We start from the raw sequence: 16415 nt of genomic DNA on the forward strand, positions 1-16415 counted from the left end.
ACCAGGCGATGACGGCCATGAGAGCGGCGTTGACGCCACAATGGGATCGATGCGTTCGACGGCTTCCCCCCGCACCGTGCCGGCCGGCCTCGTCACTCTGGTGGGCCTCGTCACTGCCTGCTCCGGTGGCGCACCCACCGCGCGCCCGGCCCAGAGCGGCTCGACGGCGGCGGCGACCGCGAACCCCACCCCAACGCCGGACCCCGTGCAGATGCAGGTGGACACCGCCCTCGCCGGCCTCGACCGCCGGCAGCAGGTCGCCCAGCTCCTCGTCGTCGGCGTCTCGTTGACCGATCTCTCCCCCGCTGACGCCCTCGTCACCGAGACGGGCGTCGGGGGCGTGTTCCTCCAGGGCCGCAGCTCCGCGCCCGCCGAGGAGCTCGCCGCGACCACAGGTCGATGGGCGGAGGGTGCCGACGCCGACCCGTGGGTCGCCGTCGACCAGGAGGGCGGCGCGGTGCAGAGCCTCTCCGGCCCGGGCTTCGCCGACCTCCCACCCGCCGTGGACCAGGGGCGGCTCCCGCCCGCCGAGCTGTCCGCACTCATCGACGGCATGGGGGCCTCGCTGGCGGCGGCGGGCGTCACGCTGAACCTCGCCCCGGTGGTCGACGTCGTCCCCGCGGGCACGGAGGCGGGCAACGCCCCGATCGGCGCCTACGGCCGTCAGTACGGGAGCACGGCAGCCGAGGTCGTCCCACCCGCTGGCACCGTCGTCGACGGGCTGGCCGTCCACGGGGTCACCGCGACGCTCAAGCACTTCCCCGGCCTCGGACGCGTGCAGGAGAACACCGACGAGAGCGCGGACGTCACCGACAGCGTCACCACCCCCGGCGACGAGCAGGTGGCAGCCTTCGGCGACCTGGCCGGCAGCGACGCCGCACCCTTCGTCATGACGTCGTCTGCCACCTACACGCAGATCGACCCGACCGCGCCGGCCGCCTTCTCCCCCGTCGTCGTCACCGACCTCCTCCGCGAGCAGCTCGGCTTCGACGGGGTGGTCATCTCCGACGACCTCGGCGCGGCCGAGGCCGTGCAGGGCGTCCCGGTGGGTGAGCGGGCCGTCCGCTTCCTCGCCGCCGGCGGCACCCTGGTGCTCACCGTCGACCCCAGCACGGCGCCGGCCATGGTCGACGCCGTCCTGGCGCGCGCCGAGGCCGATGTGGCCTTCTCGGCACGGGTCGATCACGCCGTCCGCACCGCGCTGACCGCCAAGGCGCGTGCGGGCCTGCTGCCGCCCGCGTGACCCCAACGGTTGACACGGGCGCCAGGGCACGGGTGCAGCCGGGAGATGCGCATACCGTTCTCCGGTGCTCCGCTTGCTGTTCGCGATCGTCGTGGCCGGGATCCTCACGGTGTTCGCGTTCCTGCTGCTCACCGGCGAGTACATCAACGACGGCGCGGTGCTGGTGCGGCTCAGCGAGGACCACGGGATCCACCGCGGCGACATCTTCGTGGTGACGGGGTGGGCCGCCGCCCTGCTCTCGGAGATCGGCCTGCTGATCACCAGCGGGCGGGGCCGTCGCCGTCCCCCCAACGGGTGACCCAGGACGCGATCGCCTCCACCGCCACCTGCCGGGCGCCGATGCGCCCCTCATGCAGACGTCCAGCGCTCGCCGAGGGCGGCACCGCACGCCCCGGGCGCTCGCCGCCGCCCCCCGCGCCGTGCCTCCCACCGCGCCGGTCCGCAGGCGGCCCCGGCCGCAGGGGGAGCTGCCCGCGCCCGAGGGCCCCGCCCGCCGCGCGCTCCTGCACTCGGTTGCCGTCGGCGCCGTCGTCTGCACCCTCGTCTACCTCGTCTGGCGCATCGGCTGGACCATGCCCGACGGCGACGCGCTGTGGCTCGGCGTCCCGTTCCTCGTCCTGGAGCTGCACGGCTTCGTCGCGCTCGTGCTGTTCGTGGTCACGACGTGGAACGTGGAACCCACCCGCGAGCGGCTGCGCACCGCGCCGAGGACCGGTCGGCAGCCGAGCGTCACCGTGCTCGTCGCCACCTACAACGAACGCCTCGAGGTGCTGCTGCCCACCGTCGCCGCCGTCCTGGCGATGGACGGCGACCACGAGACCTGGATCCTCGACGACGGCGACCGCCGCGAGGTGGCCGAGATGGCCGCCGCGCTCGGCGCCCGCTACGTCACCCGCCCGGTGCACGACCACGCCAAGGCCGGGAACCTCAACTCCGCGCTGCGCCTGGTGACCACCGACCTGATCGCGGTGTTCGACGCCGACCACGTGCCCGAGCCGGACTTCCTCACCCGCACCGTGCCCTACTTCGCCGACGAGCGGCTGGCCCTGGTGCAGACCCCGCAGGACTTCTACAACACCGCGTCCTTCGAGCACCACCGGCCGGGGTCGGCGCTGCACGAGGAGTCGCTGTTCTACCGGGTCATCCAGGCCGGCAAGCACAACGCCGGTGCCGCCTTCTGGTGCGGCACCAACGCCGTCCTGCGCGTCTCGGCGCTGCGTGAGGTCGGCGGCGTGGCCACCGAGACCCTCACCGAGGACTTCCACACCACGATGCGCCTGCACCGCGCCGGCTGGCGGACGGCGTACCACAACGAGGTCCTGGCCAGCGGTCTCGCCGCGGGCACTCCCGCGGCCTTCTACGCCCAGCGGCAGCGCTGGGGCGCCGGCGCCATGCAGGTGCTGCGCACCGACAACCCGCTCACCGCGCCGGGGCTCACCCTCGCCCAGCGGCTGAGCTACGGCTATTCGCTGTCGGCGTGGTTCGACTCGTGGCGCACCCTCGGCCTGGCCTTGATGCCGGTCGCCGTCCTCGCCACCGGCCTGTTCCCGGTCGCGGCCGACCCGTGGCACTTCGTGGTGTTCGCCGGCTCGTCGTTCGTGCTGCAGCAGGCGGCGGTCACGCTGCTCGGCCGGGGCTTCGCCCGCGCCGCCTTCTCGCTGCTGTTCGACATGGTGCGGCTGCCGTCCAACCTCGCGGCCACCCTCTCCCTCCTCCGGCGCGGCACCGGCACCTTCGCCGTCACCGCCAAGGGCCGCACCGGCGACGAGCGGGCCCGGGCCCGGGTGCCCTGGACGCTCTCCGCCCTCGGCGTCGTGCTCCTCGCCGCCGTCGTCTACGCCGGGCTCACCCTCGCCGGCCTCACGCCGACCGAGTACCCGGTCAGCGGCACAGCCGTCGTCCCGTTGCTGTGGCTGCTGGTCACCGCCGGGTTCGTCGCCACCGCGATCGCCCGGATCCGCAGCTCCCGCTTCGGCACCGAGCGTCGCGAGGGCCACCGCTTCCCCATCGCCTTCCCGGCCACCCTCGATGGCCTGCCCGGCCAGATGGTCGACGTCTCCCTCGGTGGCGCGCAGGTGCGCGTGCCCGGGGAGCCCCTCGCCGTCGGGACGGAGACGCTGCTCGCCATGTGGGTGCCCGACCGACAGGAGCCGATCATCTTCGAGGTCACCGTCCGCTCCGTGCAGGAGGACCGGCACCGGCTGCAGTTCCGCGTCCGCGACTGGCGCGCCCTGGCCGCGCTGTCCGCCACCGCCATGGGGGTCGGCGCGCTCACCTGGGCCGCCGACGCCGGGGACGCCGTCCGCCCCGCCGCCGCCGGCGTGCTGGAGCCCGCGTGAGGCGCGCCGTGGGCGCGGCCGCGGCCGCCGTCCTGACCCTGACCGGCTGCCATCCGGCTGCCGATGACCCAGAGGCCACCTGCGCGCCGACGCCGGCCGCCGACCTGGTGCCCACCTCCGGCGCCTACCTGGGCACGAACCTCGACTGGGCCGACGAGACGCTCGCCGACTACGCCGGGCAGCTGGGGGAGGCCCCCGCGGTCGCGGTGAGCTTCGCCGGCTTCCCGCTCGGCACCGACGACGAGCGGAACCTCGACGGCGCGGTGGAGCAGCTGCGTGCCGACGGCGGCCTGCTCCTGCTCACCCTCGAACCGCACGACGGGCTGGCCGCCGTCACCGACACCGCTGCCCGCGACCTCGCCGAGAGGCTCGCCGGCTGGAACGCCCACGGCGTGCCGGTCGTCGTGCGGTTCGCGCACGAGATGAACGGCTCCTGGTACGCGTGGGGCCAGCAACCCGAGGAGTACGTCGCCGCGTTCCGCCGCGTCGCCGCCGCCGTCCACACCGGGGCGCCGGGCTCGGCGACCATGTGGGCGCCGAACTACGGCGGGGGCTACCCGTTCGCCGGCGGCCGCTACGAGGGGCACTCCCCCGCCCTGGACACCGACGGGGACGGCGCCGTCACCGGCGTCGACGACCCCTACGCCCCCTACTGGCCGGGGGACGACGCCGTGGACTGGGTGGGCATGTCGCTCTACCACTGGGGCAGCGCCTACCCCTGGGGCGAGAACGAGGTGCCCGAGCCGGGCAAGTTCGTGGCCCAGCTGACCGGGGAGTACGCCGGCCTGGCCGGGGACGAGCGCCGGGTGCCCGACTTCTACGGGATCTACGGCGAGGCGCACGGCAAGCCGGTCGCCATCCCCGAGACGGCGGCGCTGTACGCACCCCGCCGCCCCGGTCCCGACGAGCTGACGGTCAAGCAGGCCTGGTGGCGCCAGGTGCACGACCCGGCACTGGCCGAGCGACTGCCCCGGCTGGCGATGGTCAACTGGTTCGAGTGGGCCAAGGACGAGCAGGAGGTCGGCGGCCGCGTCGACTGGCGCGCCACGGCCACACCCGCGATCCGGGCCGCCTACCGGTCCGACCTGCCGGCGTGGGCGCTGTGGGCCGACGCCGTGCCGACCTGCGGCGAGGCCTGAGCGCGCACCCCCGCGCTCAGACCGCCGCCTGGGGGCGCAGGTCCCGCCACCACTCGTCGTGGGCGGCGAACCAGGCGACCTCCTCGGCCAGCCCCTGCTCCAGCGTCACCATCGGCCGGAAACCCAGCTCCGCGCGCACCCGGTCGGTGCGGCACACCAGGTCCGCAGCGTTCGGACCGGCCACGTGCTGCGGCCCCGGCGGCTCCGCCCCGGCGTGCGCGGCCACCGCCCGGCACACCCGGTGGGCCAGCGCGACCGTCCGCACCACGGTCCCGCTGCCCGCGTTGACCAGGCGGAACACCGGTCCACCGGCGACGCCCGGCGGGCGGGCCAGTGCCCGCACCACGACCTGCGCCGCGTCGCTCACGTGCAGGTAGTCGCGGCGCTCCAGCCCGTCCCCGGCGATCACCGCCGGCAGCCCGGCCAGCCCGGCACGGACGAACGCCGGCACCGCCCGCGACACCGTCTCCCCCGCCCCGTACAGGGTGGTGAACCGCAGCACCGTCGCGACCGGTCCGCCCTCGGCGGCGACGACCCGCAGCAGGTCCTCCACCGCCAGCCGGGCCGCCCCGTACGCGTCGTCCGGCGTGGGCCGCAGCCCCTCGTCCACCGGACCGCCGAGGCCGTGCCCGTACACCTCCACCGAGCTCCCGAGCACGACGTGCCCGAGCCGGTCACCCAGAGCCGCGAGCAGCTCCAGCGTCCCGGCCAGGTTCACCACCGCCTCGTGGCGGGCACGGGCCGTCGGGGTCGTCCTGCCCGACCGCGGCGGCGCGGACGCCAGGTGCACCAGCTGCTCGACCCCGGCTGCCCGGCGGGCGAGTCGGCGCGCCACCACCGGCCGCCACCACTCCTCCTCCGCGAGGAGACGCACGACGCCGTCCCGGATGGACTGCCGCAGCGGCTCGCGCCACCCGGCGTCCGGCCCGACCACCGTGACCTCGCAGCCGGCGGCCACCAGCCTCGGGACGACGTACGCGCCGAGGAACCCCGTGCCACCCGTGACCAGCACCGGGGTGCCGGCCAGCTCGATGGTCGGAGGGACGTCGTCGACCGCGAACAGTTCCTGGACGGTGTTGTCCCAGGAGGATGACGGGGCCACGAGGTCCTCCTGACGTCACCCCAGGGCCCGGGCACTCCTCGCCCGAGCACCGGATCCGGAACGCCCCCGTCCGTTGCGCGGACGCTAGGCAGGCGTCAGGAGTCGTAGGAGGGACGTAGGGCCCCGCATCGGCGCGCCCTCACGCCTCGTAGGGTCGCCGCGCGGAACCGTCCGTCAGCGCCCGACCGGCCGGGCCGGCTCTCTCTCCCGGGGACTGCACGGCTGCGGCGCGCCCCCACCGTCGACGTCGGGGCGCGCGGCGGCCAGCTCGGCCCGCAGCGCCTTCGCGAAGCGGCGGGCCGAGCCCAACGCCGGCACGCTCGCGGGCCCGACCGGGATGCCCAGCACCCGGCCGCGCTCGACCAGGTAGTCGCCGACGGTGAGGTGCACCCGCCGCCGGCCGCCGCCGATCTCCTCCCACGTCACCCGCAGCGCCATCTGCCGCTCGAACCCGCCCGGCCCCTGCGCCAGGTAGCGGATCCCCGACCCGGTCGCCCGCACCTCCGTGATCGTCGTCCGCAGGTAGTGGCGGGCGGCCTCCGCCGCGCGCCGTCCGGCCGCGCGGATCGCCGCCGGCCCCAGTTCCGTCTCGGCCGCGAACGCCACCGCCGCGACGTCGTCGTCGACTGCCACCTGCTCCCCCGTCGCCCCCGTGCCGGCGCCGCGCGGCGCCGTCTCCACTCGCGCCGGGAAGCGTATGGCCTGCGGTCGCGGAACCCCGCGGTTCCGTCCCGGAGCGCGACCGAGTCGTGACCTCGCGCTCCTCCGTCCGAGTAGCAGGGCCCTCGTGCACCCGTTCGGGTGGAGATTCCGCGGATCCGTTCAGCCCTGGCGCCCACCTGCCGATGTCCCGGACATGGACACGGTGATCGACCTCACAGCCGTCGCGCCTCCGCAGGACGACGTCACGAGCCTCCTGCCCGGGCCCGACGCGGTGCTGGCCCACCTGGCGCAGCGGCTGGCCGCGGTCGACGACGTGCCCGGCTGCCTCGTGGTCCTGCGGGTGCGGGAGCCAGGGGACGCCGCTCCGGCCAGTCTGGCCGCCGCCACCTCGATCATCGCCCGCTCCGTGCGCGGCGACGACTGGCTCGGTCGCACCGGCCCGCACGAGTTCGCCCTCGTGCTCAGCGGCGGTCTCGGGGGCGCCATGGCCGCGGCCGCCCGCGTCGTGGGCGCGGTCAGCGAGCTCGGCAGCACCGGGCTGGGTGTCTGCGCCGGCGTCTCCGTCCTCGAGCCCGGCGTCCCGGCCGGCGAGGTCCTGCACCGCGCCTACGCGGGACTCGCCGCGGCCACCGCCGCCGGCACCGGGGCGGTCTGCGTCAGCTGAACCGCCGGGCCCGCGACCGGCGCCACCACGACAGCAGCGCCCACGTCACCGCGGCCAGCAGCACCAGGCCGGTGAGCCAGCCGACGACCTCGGGCGCCGGGCCACCGACCGCCGTCCACAGCGCGTGGCCGACGGCGTAGCCGAGGACGACGACCAGCAGCGCCGGTACGGCCAGGACGAGGACGAACACACCCGCCCTTCGGGTGGGACACCGTTGCCGGACGCACTGAGCGGGTGTTCGTGCCGGTCGGATGAGCCGCACGATCCTTCCGGCTGCCTCGCTGACGGCGGCCCAACGTCCGAGGGCCGCGCGCTCGCCGCCTCGCCCTCTGGGTCAGCGCCGCTGCTCGGTTGCCCCTGGCGGGCGTGACCTGTCCATCACCACCGGTGCGCCTGATGACGTGTCCGTCGACACGCGGCGAGGCCGAAGTGCTGGCTGCGCCGGACGGGCTCCACCCGCTCCCTGAAGACTCCGTCGGCCCGTGTCGAGCTACCGCGGGCTCCTAAGGGCATCAACGCCGCGGCGCAGGACGGCCCGTGAGCGCGCCGCCGGGCGGCCGCTCCTGGCAAGCTGCGGCACCGTGGTGACTACGCCGAAGCTTCCCAGTCGGGGCGCTCCACGACTCGGATTTCCCGGGGGCTGGATGGTAGGGAGGTCCGGTGCGGTCCACGCGCCACGCCGGCTCCGGCTCCCTGCCTGCACACGAGAACGCCGAGGGATGGCGGGGCGGTGAGGTCGTCGACGGCTACGGGCTGCCGCACCGGACGAGACACACCCGGTGCGATCGATGTTGATAGCGACATGGTTCCACGGTGACGAAGCCCCGAACGCCGGCACGTACCCGCAGACCATGGGGGACAGCACCGACATCGCTCATTGGCGGACCTATCTCCGCTGCATAGACCTGCTGGTGGCGTCGGCGTACCGCTGGGCACCGCAGGTACGACTCCTGGTGGTGCTCAACCCCGCGGGCGCACGAGCCCTGTCCCGGTCCCGCATGGACATGTGGCGTGGCGTGGGCGTCCAAGTCGTCGAGACGGACAACCAGCACCAGACCCCTCCGTCCTTCCCGACGTCGTGGAAGAACCAGTTCTTCGTCTTGGACTGCCTCGAGGTCGTGGAGCGCCATCTGGAGGCCGAGGACGAAGTGGGCCTCCTGCTGGACAGCGACTGCCTCATCACCGGCCCGCTGGATGCCGTGGACGACGCCGTGCGGCAGCACGGACGTGCCGCCCTGGAGATCGACTACCCCTATTCCGTGCGGGTGAACGGCCTCAGTCGTCACGAACTGCAGCAGATCGCCACCGCCTACTGGGGCCGGCAGACGAGGGACCTCGCGTATCTGGGCGGGGAGCTCGTCGGCGCCACGGCCGCCCGTCTGCGCGAGGACCGCCGGGAGTACGAAGCCCTCTGGGCTTGGAACCTCGATCGCGAGAGGCATGGCGCCCCGTACCTGAGGGAGGAGGCGCAGTTGATCAGCGTGGCGCACGCGACGACGGACGTGTACCGGTTGCCATCCGATCACGCCGCCAGGATCTGGACGCAGCCGTGGGCCTACCGGAATGCGAGGAACAGGCACCTCGCGCTCGTCTCCCACCTCCCTGCGGAGAAACGCACCGGACTGCCGCGGCTCCGGTCCGCCGCCCTGGATCTGGACGGCTGGTTCTGGACGTGTGGCGAAGATGCCTGGCGAGCGCGTGCCGGTTCTCTCGTCGGTGTTCCCCGCTATCGACCGGGCAAGTTGCTGAGAGACCTGTACACGCTGTCCCCTCGGGCTCCGTCTGCCCTGCGTCGGCGGTGGGCCGCTCGAGGGCAGATCCACGGGTGAACGAGCCGCCGCCGAAGGCGCGCACCGGGGTCATCCCCGACCGGCGTGCCCTTGTCGACTACTCCCGCCAGTCGCAGTAGCGGGACAGCCACTCCGGCGGGTGCGTCACCGGCTGGGCCCTGCCGACCGTGCGACGTCGACGCAGCCCCACCCTGGCCTGTCTCACCGCACCCGTGACGCCCATCCTGACCAGTCCTTGCCGGAGGATGCTGACCGCTTCCCGTCGGTCGCCTGACTTGTAGGCCATCCTGGCCAACGACACGTGCCAGGCCGCAGGATCGGCACGTAAGGGACGACCGTCCGAGGCGCCGTACTTCTCCTTCAAGTAGGACAGCTCGCGGATGATGCCGCGCGGATCGTGGTACATGCTGTCCTGGTGGACGTAGTAGGCGAGCAGGTGGTCCTCGACCGCGGCCACGGGTGAGTGCAGGCTGAGCCGGAGGTAGAAGTCCCAGTCAGCGAGGATCGAGATCTGCTCGTCGAATCCGCCGACCCGGCGCGCCAGGCCGGTGTCGACCAGCACGCCAGATCCACCACCGGGCACCGATTGGTTCTGGAGCATCAGCTCCGAGATGTCGCCCGAAGGCGGGACGTCAGTCGAGGACATGACGGACAGCGTCGAGTCGACGTGCAGAGCGCCGACGCAGGACCACCGGGCTCCTGGGGACCTGCTCAACGCATCGAGCTGCGCCCGCAGCTTCCCTGGGGCCCACAGGTCATCGTCGTCGACGAAGGCGACCCACGGACTGTCGGCCCTGGCCAGCCCCGCGTTGCGGGCAGCCGAGACGCCGTGACTGTGACCGTGCTCGACGACCTCCACCGATCGCGGGTACGCCGATCTCACCGCGTCGGCCGTGCCGTCGCTCCCTCCATCGTCCACCACGACGACATGCAGGTCCACGTCCCGCTGGTTCACGACCGAGTCCAGTGTGCGCAGGACGAGACGGCGCCTGTTGTGCGTGGGCACCACGACGGTGACGACCGGGGGGCCGCTCACGGGGCGCCATCCTCAGCCGGCCAACAACGCGGTCTCGGCGTGGTGTCCTCCCGCCCGGGGGCGAGCGAAGGCATCAGGCTGCTCGCAGCTCACCGGTGACCAGTTGTTCCCGGTACCAGGCATAGGTCTGCTCAAGCCCCTCCCGCAAGCCGGTCTGCGCGCGCCACCCGAGGCCGTGGAGCGTACTGACATCGAGCAGCTTCCGTGGCGTTCCGTCCGGCTTGCCGGAGTCGAACTCCAGGGCACCTCGGTAGCCCACCACGTCCGCCACGAGCTGAGCCAGTTCACGGATGGATAGATCTTCGCCGACCCCGACGTTGACCGGCCTTGGCCCGTCGTAGTGGTCCAGCAGGAACAGGCAGGCCCGAGCGAGATCGTCGACGTGCAGGAACTCTCGTCGTGGCGTCCCGGTGCCCCAGACCGTCACCGACTGGGCGGACTGCTCCTTGGCCTCGTGGAACCGACGGATCAGCCCGGGCAGGACGTGGGAGTGGGTGGGGTGGAAGTTGTCGCCTGGTCCGTAGAGGTTCGTCGGCATCGCCGAGATGTAGTGGACGCCGTGCTGGCGGCGCAGGGCCTGTACGTGGAGCACCCCGGCGATCTTGGCGATCGCATAGGCGTCGTTGGTCGGCTCCAGCGGGCCGGTGAGCAGGCTGTCCTCCCGAATCGGCTGCGGCGCGTGCTTGGGGTAGATGCAGCTGGACCCCAGGAACAGCAGCCGGGCGACTCCGTGCCGGACCGCGGCGTCGAACACGTTGACCTGCATCCGCAGGTTGTCCGAGAGGAAGTCGGCCGGAAAGGTGTCGTTGGCCAGGATCCCGCCGACCTTGGCCGCGGCCATCACCACGGTCGCCGGCCGCTGCTCGGCGAAGAACGCCTCGACCGCGACCGGATCTCGCAGGTCCAGCTCCGACGACGTCCGGGTCAGCAACGCGGTGAACCCGACCTCGCGGAAGTGCCGCAGCACCGCGCCACCCACCAGCCCACGATGTCCGGCGATGAAGGTCGGAGCCGTCCTGTCGAGGCGCGGGATCGGCATGAGAAGCCCTCCTTGTGCGGCCCAGGGCGCCCTAGGCTAGCCGCCACTCGGGTCTGGAGCGGTTCGGATCTCGCGGAGAATGGGGACCGGTCGTGGCAAAATCGGCCTTGATCACCGGCATCACCGGCCAGGACGGCTCATATCTGGCCGAGTTGCTGCTCAGCAAGGGCTACGAGGTCCACGGGCTCATCCGCCGGTCCTCGACCTTCAACACCGAGCGCCTGGACGGCATCTACCAGGATCCGCACGCGGTGGACCGCCGCCTGTTCTTGCACTACGGCGACCTCATCGACGGCGTCACCCTGATCAACCTGCTGCGCGACATCAATCCCGATGAGGTCTACAACCTCGGCGCCCAGTCCCACGTACGCGTCTCCTTCGACCAGCCGGTCTTCACCGGAGACGTGACCGGCGTGGCCGCGATGCGGCTGTTGGAGGCGGTCCGCGCCGCACGCGTACGCACCAAGATCTACCAGGCGTCATCCTCGGAGATGTTCGGTGCCACCCCCCCACCCCAGGACGAGGAGACACCGTTCCACCCGCGCAGTCCCTACGGCGTGGCCAAGCTGTACGCCTACTGGGCCACCCGGAACTACCGCGAGGCCTACGACGTGTTCGCTGTCAACGGCATCCTGTTCAACCACGAGTCCCCCCGCCGCGGCGCCACGTTCGTGACCCGCAAGGTGACGCGGGCCGTCGCGCGGATCAAGGCCGGCCTGCAGGACAAGCTCTACCTGGGCAACCTCGACGCCGTCCGCGACTGGGGCTACGCGCCGGAGTACGTGGAGGGGATGTGGCGGATGCTCCAGCACCCCGAGCCCCAGGACTATGTGCTGGCCACCAACACCGCCTACACGGTGCGGAGCTTCGTGGAGATGGCCTTCCTCCATGCCGGCCTCGACTGGGAGGAGCACGTCGCATACGACCCCCGATACGAAAGGCCCACCGAGGTGGACGCCCTGATCGGCGACTACTCCAAGGCCAAGGAGCACTTGGGCTGGCAGCCGCAGGTGCTGGTACCCGACCTCGTGAAGACCATGGTCGATGCCGACGTCCAACTCCTCGAGGATGAACGCTCCGGTCGGCTGGTGCGGATCGACGGTTGATCGGGGTCACACCCGGTACGCCGCCGGAGCCCCGGGGCACCGGTGGACCTGGCGGAGATCGCCGTACTCAGCCGTGCCGCGCGGCGGCCACCCGATAGACCTCCAGGAGACGGTCGACGATCCGCGGCATGGCGAACCGGCCCGCCACCATGGCCTCGGCTGCCGAAGCGGCCCGGGTCCACGCCGCGGGGTCGTCGAGCAGCTCGAGGACCTCTGCCGCCAACTCCTCTGCCGATCCGTCCGTGACCCGCGCCGCCCCGGTCTGACGGGCGGCCTCGGACAATCCCGTCTGATCGGTGATCACAGAGGGAACCCCGGCGCTCAATGCCTCCAGCAGCGCCATCGGGAACGGCTCGGCGGTACTGGGGAGCACGAAGACCGCCGCGTCCGCCAGGTGCGCGCGGGTCTGCTCGACCGTGGTGGCACCTCGGTAGCTGCACCGGCCGGACAACCCGCGCCGCTCGATCTCGGCGAGCGTCGCCCCCAGCCTCCCGCCGTCCGGCCCCCACAGCTCGAACCGGACATCGGGACGACGGTCCGCCACGATCGCGGCCGCAGCCACAAATGCCTCCGGCCGCTTGCGCTCGGCCAGCCGGGAGCTGTACAGGACCAGGGGCGACTCCCCCGGCGGCTCTGCGCGGCGCGCGGCAGGAGGTACACCGTTGTCGATGCGGTGCAGCCGCGCCAGGTCAACGCCCAGAGCCTGCAGGTCCTTCTCCTCGTGGCTGGTGAGGACGAGGAAGGCAGCGGCGCGCCGGAAGACCCGTCGGGTGAGCAGGACGTCGATGCCGGCCTGGGCACGGGACGGGTCGGGTCGGATCTGACCGTGCGGCTGCAGGACGACGGGGACACCGCGCCGCTCCGCCAGCCAGGCAGCGGGAAGGGTGACCAGGTCCCTCGTGACGTGCACGTGGACGACCTCGAAGTCCTGGGCGTTGCGGGCCACCCAGGCCAGCAGACCGGGGGCGGACAGCCCGGCGAAGGACTGCCGCAGGGGCTTGCGGGCACGGAAGAGGCGGAGCTCTGCGGGGTCCGCGCACTGCCGGGAACCGTCCCAACCAGCGGCGACGGTGACGGAGTGGCCGGCGGCCTGCAACGCAGCGGCCTGGTCGAGTGCCACCGAGACCGGCCCGCCGTAGCTACCGTCGGCGCTGACGTAAGGGGCGACGACGAGGACGCGCATGCCTCAGCCCTGCACCGGGCCGCCGCCGTACGCACCCGTCTCGGCGAACCGTGGCCCCAGCACGGTCCCGCCCCTGGTACCGAAGACCATGCCACCGGGTACTTCACCACTCACGACCGTGTTGGGGGTCACGAGGGCCGAGACCCCGATCCGGCTGCCGCCGAGGACCACGCAGCGAGCCGTGATCCAGGCGCCGTCCTCGATGACGATCGGACTGGTGATCAGTGCCATGTCACGACGATGCGCGTGCGACCCGGTGGTGATGAAGGTGCCCTGGGACACCACCACGTCCGAGCCGATAATCAGCTGGTCCTGGTTGTGCAACCAGACGTCCTCCCCGATCCAGCTCCGGTCTCCCACGGTGAGCTTCCACGGGAAGCGAACGCGTAGCCGTGGGCGCAAGAGCACACCCGTACCGATCCGGGCACCGAAGGCGACGAGCACACGGCGGCGCAGCCAGGAGCTGACCTGCCACGGGTTGGTGACGAGGAGGAGTTCGGCCACGCTCCAGAGCAGGACCTTCCACACTGGCGCATCCCAGGACTCGCGGGCTCCCGGAGCTCGGGAGAGGTCGATGACCTGGGTGCCGGGCACGGCGGAAGAATAGGGACGAGATCCAGTCCGGGAAAGTCAACAGCGCCTGGCAGCAGGTCCGCGACTTCGCACACTAACGGCCATGCGGAGGCTCACTACCCGGGCGTCGAGGCCGCTACGGTGCTCCGATCGACCATTCTGAGACTTGTCACTCTCGGTGACCAGACGGACGAGGAGCGACAGTGTCTCGACGACGTGGAGACGAGCCGCAACACCGCGTACTGGTCGTAGGGCTGCACTATGCCCCCGAGCACTCAGGTAATGCTCCCTACACGACCAGGATCGCGCGCCACCTGGCGACGAGGGGATTCGCCGTTACGGCGTTGACCGGCTATCCGCACTATCCGGAATGGCGATTACACGCAGGGTACGAGCGGCGACGAAGGCCGGAGATCGACCACGGGGTACTGCTCCGCCGATTGCGGCACCCCGTCCCAGAGCGACCCACCGCCTCCGCACGGATGGTGATGGAATCCGTCTTCGCGCTCGGCGTCACCGGCCAACTGCTTCGTCGACGCGCGGACGTCGTCGTCGCTGTGAGTCCTGTGCTCCTGTCACTGGTGCCGGCGGTGCTCCTGCGCGGGCTGCGGCGCTACCGACTCGGCGTCGTGGTCCAGGACCTGTACGGGGCCGCCCTGGCCGAGACCGGACTCGGTGGGAGCCGGCTCACCACGGTCACGGCCTGGCTGGAGGCGGCACTGCTGAGGCGGGTCGACGCCATCGTCGTCATCCACGAGGTCTTCCGCGCCAGGCTGATCGCCGCCGGCGTCCCCGAGGACAGGGTGCAGGTCATCCCGAACTGGACGCACGTGTCGGTGCCGCAGTCGGTGGACAAGACTGCCGTGCGGGCGGCACTGGGTTGGGGAGAGGACGAGGTCATCGCCCTGCACGCCGGGAACATGGGCGTCAAGCAGGGCCTGGAGGGCCTGGTCGACACTGCCCGCTTGGCCGAGGCACGGGGGAGCCGGGTGCGGGTCGTCCTCCTGGGTGACGGATCGCGCCGGCCGGCCCTCACCGATTACGCCGCTGGGCTCACACGGCTGTCCTTCCTCGACCCGTTGCCCGACGGCCGGTTCGAGACCGCGCTCGTCGCAGCCGACGTCCTGCTGCTCCATGAGAAGCCGGGGGTGGTGGAGATGTCGGTGCCGAGCAAGCTGACCAGTTACTTCCGCGCCGGCCGGCCCGTCGTGGCGGCAACCGATCCCCACAGCGGCGCCGCGGCCCTGATGACGGCCTCCGGTGCGGGACTCATCGCCCAGGCGGGCAACGCAGAGTCGATCCTCGCGGCGATCGAGCGGGTGGCGGCGGACCCGGCCACGGCGGAGGGCATGGGGGCCGCCGCCCGGGCATACGCGCTCACCCACCTGACGGGCGCTCGGGCACTCGAGCGGTACGCGACCTGGGTGCGCAACCTGGCGACGAGCCGACGCCAGTCCCCGCCGAGGTGCCGACCGGTAGAGGCGGCGGCCTGGACCGGGGTGCCCAACGTCCCTTGACGAGGACGCCGATCCCGGCCTCGCGGTGCAGTTCCGCAAAAAGATGCTGCGCTGATGAGCGCACCGGGTTGACCCGAGCGGCCGGGAACTGGAGAGTTCCGCGAGTCCTTCACAGGACGCGTGGTCACGTCCCGACCGATTCACGAGCACATGAGATCGGGGATGAACGCATGAAGGTCGTGCTCTTCTGCGGCGGCTACGGGCTGCGGATGCGGGATGGCGGGAGTGATCTCCCCAAGCCCATGATCATGGTGGGACACCGTCCGCTGATATGGCACGTCATGCGGTACTACGCACACTTTGGTCACACGGAGTTCATCCTGTGCCTCGGTTATGGGGCGCACCACATCAAGGACTACTTCCTGAACTATCGGGAGACGGCGAGTAACGACTTCGTGCTGCGTGAAGGCGGCAACCGCATCGACATCCACTCGACCGACATCGCGGAGTGGACCATCCACTTCGTCGACACCGGGGTGGACTCCGCGATCGGGGAGCGACTGCGCCGCGTCCGCCACCTGGTCAGGGACGACGAGGTGTTCCTGGCCAACTACTCGGATGTCCTCACCGACGCGCCTCTGCCCATCATGATCGACCGGTTCGTCCGCAGTGACGCGATCGCGAGTCTGCTCGCCGCCCGGCCCGGTGGGTCCTTCCACTGCGTGGACATCCGCGAGGACGGGGTGATCCGCGACATCCGTGCGGCGGCCGACATGGGGCTGTGGGTGAACGGCGGGTTCTTCGTGTTACGCCAAGCCGTGTTCGACTTCATCCCGAAGGGCGGCGACCTCGTCGAGGACGCCTGCCATACGCTGGCCGGGCGCGGGCAACTGCTGTCCTACCGCTACACCGGTTTCTGGCACCCCACGGACACGATCAAGGAGCGCAACAACCTCGAGGCCCACTTCGAGCACGGCGACCGTCCCTGGATGGTCTGGGAGACCGATCCCACGCGGGCCCCGGCGCCGGCGGTCTGAGTGCTCGCCCTCGACCAGCCCCGTCGCCCGGACGGTCAGCCACC

Annotated in this window: 16 protein-coding genes; 9 read left to right on the forward strand and 7 right to left on the reverse strand. The window is 72.1% G+C overall.

What is annotated here, in order from left to right; translation table 11 throughout:
* The first annotated feature begins 49 nt into the window (after positions 1 to 49).
* From ACI784_RS07535 to ACI784_RS07550, 4 genes are all read left to right on the forward strand, one after another.
* Complete coding sequence (locus ACI784_RS07535) at positions 50 to 1243, forward strand: glycoside hydrolase family 3 N-terminal domain-containing protein (RefSeq protein ID WP_457013005.1); 1194 nt, start codon at positions 50 to 52, stop codon at positions 1241 to 1243.
* A gap of 64 nt (positions 1244 to 1307) precedes the next feature.
* Complete coding sequence (locus ACI784_RS07540) at positions 1308 to 1541, forward strand: hypothetical protein (protein WP_457013006.1); 234 nt, start codon at positions 1308 to 1310, stop codon at positions 1539 to 1541.
* Between the two features lie 121 nt (positions 1542 to 1662).
* A complete protein-coding gene (locus ACI784_RS07545; protein WP_457013007.1) occupies positions 1663 to 3582 on the forward strand; it encodes a glycosyltransferase in 1920 nt (639 codons plus the stop codon).
* Positions 3579 to 4721, forward strand: a complete 1143-nt coding sequence (locus ACI784_RS07550) for a glycosyl hydrolase (RefSeq protein ID WP_457013008.1) — start codon at positions 3579 to 3581, stop codon at positions 4719 to 4721. The genes ACI784_RS07545 and ACI784_RS07550 overlap by 4 nt, the downstream gene beginning before the upstream one ends.
* A gap of 16 nt (positions 4722 to 4737) precedes the next feature.
* Here the strand turns inward: ACI784_RS07550 and ACI784_RS07555 are convergent, their stop codons facing one another.
* Together ACI784_RS07555 and ACI784_RS07560 are read right to left on the reverse strand one after the other, a co-directional pair.
* Positions 4738 to 5823: an NAD-dependent epimerase/dehydratase family protein gene (locus tag ACI784_RS07555; protein ID WP_457013009.1), complete on the reverse strand. Its 1086-nt coding sequence runs from the start codon at positions 5821 to 5823 to the stop codon at positions 4738 to 4740.
* 174 nt (positions 5824 to 5997) lie between these two features.
* On the reverse strand, positions 5998 to 6456 hold the full coding sequence (locus tag ACI784_RS07560; RefSeq protein WP_457013010.1) for a hypothetical protein: 459 nt from the start codon (positions 6454 to 6456) through the stop codon (positions 5998 to 6000).
* Between the two features lie 223 nt (positions 6457 to 6679).
* Here ACI784_RS07560 and ACI784_RS07565 point away from each other — a divergent pair, with 223 nt between their 5' ends.
* Positions 6680 to 7150, forward strand: a complete 471-nt coding sequence (locus ACI784_RS07565; protein WP_457013011.1) for a hypothetical protein — start codon at positions 6680 to 6682, stop codon at positions 7148 to 7150.
* Here the strand turns inward: ACI784_RS07565 and ACI784_RS07570 are convergent.
* Positions 7143 to 7340, reverse strand: coding sequence for a hypothetical protein (locus tag ACI784_RS07570; RefSeq protein ID WP_457013012.1), 198 nt, complete (start codon positions 7338 to 7340; stop codon positions 7143 to 7145). The two genes, ACI784_RS07565 and ACI784_RS07570, sit on opposite strands and share 8 nt — an antisense overlap.
* Positions 7341 to 7929: 589 nt before the next feature.
* On the opposite strand from ACI784_RS07570, the gene ACI784_RS07575 reads away from it, so the two are divergent.
* Complete coding sequence (locus ACI784_RS07575; RefSeq protein ID WP_457013013.1) at positions 7930 to 8979, forward strand: hypothetical protein; 1050 nt, start codon at positions 7930 to 7932, stop codon at positions 8977 to 8979.
* A 58-nt stretch (positions 8980 to 9037) separates the two neighbouring features.
* Here the strand turns inward: ACI784_RS07575 and ACI784_RS07580 are convergent, their stop codons facing one another.
* Entirely contained in the window at positions 9038 to 9976 is a 939-nt protein-coding gene (locus ACI784_RS07580; RefSeq protein ID WP_457013014.1) for a glycosyltransferase family 2 protein, read from the reverse strand.
* 73 nt (positions 9977 to 10049) lie between these two features.
* Entirely contained in the window at positions 10050 to 11015 is a 966-nt protein-coding gene (locus ACI784_RS07585; protein WP_457013015.1) for a GDP-L-fucose synthase family protein, read from the reverse strand.
* A 92-nt stretch (positions 11016 to 11107) separates the two neighbouring features.
* Here ACI784_RS07585 and gmd point away from each other — a divergent pair, with 92 nt between their 5' ends.
* The gene (gmd, locus tag ACI784_RS07590) at positions 11108 to 12121 is read left to right on the forward strand and encodes a GDP-mannose 4,6-dehydratase (protein ID WP_457013016.1); all 1014 of its coding nucleotides are present in this window, start codon (positions 11108 to 11110) and stop codon (positions 12119 to 12121) included.
* Positions 12122 to 12188: 67 nt separating this feature from the next.
* Here the strand turns inward: gmd and ACI784_RS07595 are convergent, their stop codons facing one another.
* Both ACI784_RS07595 and ACI784_RS07600 read right to left on the reverse strand, forming a co-directional pair.
* Positions 12189 to 13304, reverse strand: a complete 1116-nt coding sequence (locus tag ACI784_RS07595) for a glycosyltransferase (RefSeq protein WP_457013017.1) — start codon at positions 13302 to 13304, stop codon at positions 12189 to 12191.
* A gap of 3 nt (positions 13305 to 13307) precedes the next feature.
* On the reverse strand, positions 13308 to 13898 hold the full coding sequence (locus ACI784_RS07600; protein WP_457013018.1) for a hypothetical protein: 591 nt from the start codon (positions 13896 to 13898) through the stop codon (positions 13308 to 13310).
* Positions 13899 to 14080: 182 nt separating this feature from the next.
* Between ACI784_RS07600 and ACI784_RS07605 the strand changes: the two genes are divergently transcribed.
* Positions 14081 to 15394: a glycosyltransferase family 4 protein gene (locus ACI784_RS07605; protein WP_457013019.1), complete on the forward strand. Its 1314-nt coding sequence runs from the start codon at positions 14081 to 14083 to the stop codon at positions 15392 to 15394.
* A gap of 170 nt (positions 15395 to 15564) precedes the next feature.
* On the forward strand, positions 15565 to 16371 hold the full coding sequence (locus ACI784_RS07610) for a glucose-1-phosphate cytidylyltransferase (RefSeq protein ID WP_457013020.1): 807 nt from the start codon (positions 15565 to 15567) through the stop codon (positions 16369 to 16371).
* Positions 16372 to 16415 lie beyond the last annotated feature (44 nt).

Source organism: Geodermatophilus sp. SYSU D01186 (assembly GCF_054050215.1).

Coding starts and splice junctions, on each gene's coding strand:
- ACI784_RS07535 (WP_457013005.1), top strand. CDS start 50: ATGCGTTCGACGGCTTCCCCCCGCACCGTGCCGGCCGGCCTCGTCACT.
- ACI784_RS07565 (WP_457013011.1), top strand. CDS start 6,680: ATGGACACGGTGATCGACCTCACAGCCGTCGCGCCTCCGCAGGACGAC.
- ACI784_RS07585 (WP_457013015.1), bottom strand. CDS start 11,015: ATGCCGATCCCGCGCCTCGACAGGACGGCTCCGACCTTCATCGCCGGA.
- ACI784_RS07595 (WP_457013017.1), bottom strand. CDS start 13,304: ATGCGCGTCCTCGTCGTCGCCCCTTACGTCAGCGCCGACGGTAGCTAC.
- ACI784_RS07610 (WP_457013020.1), top strand. CDS start 15,565: ATGAAGGTCGTGCTCTTCTGCGGCGGCTACGGGCTGCGGATGCGGGAT.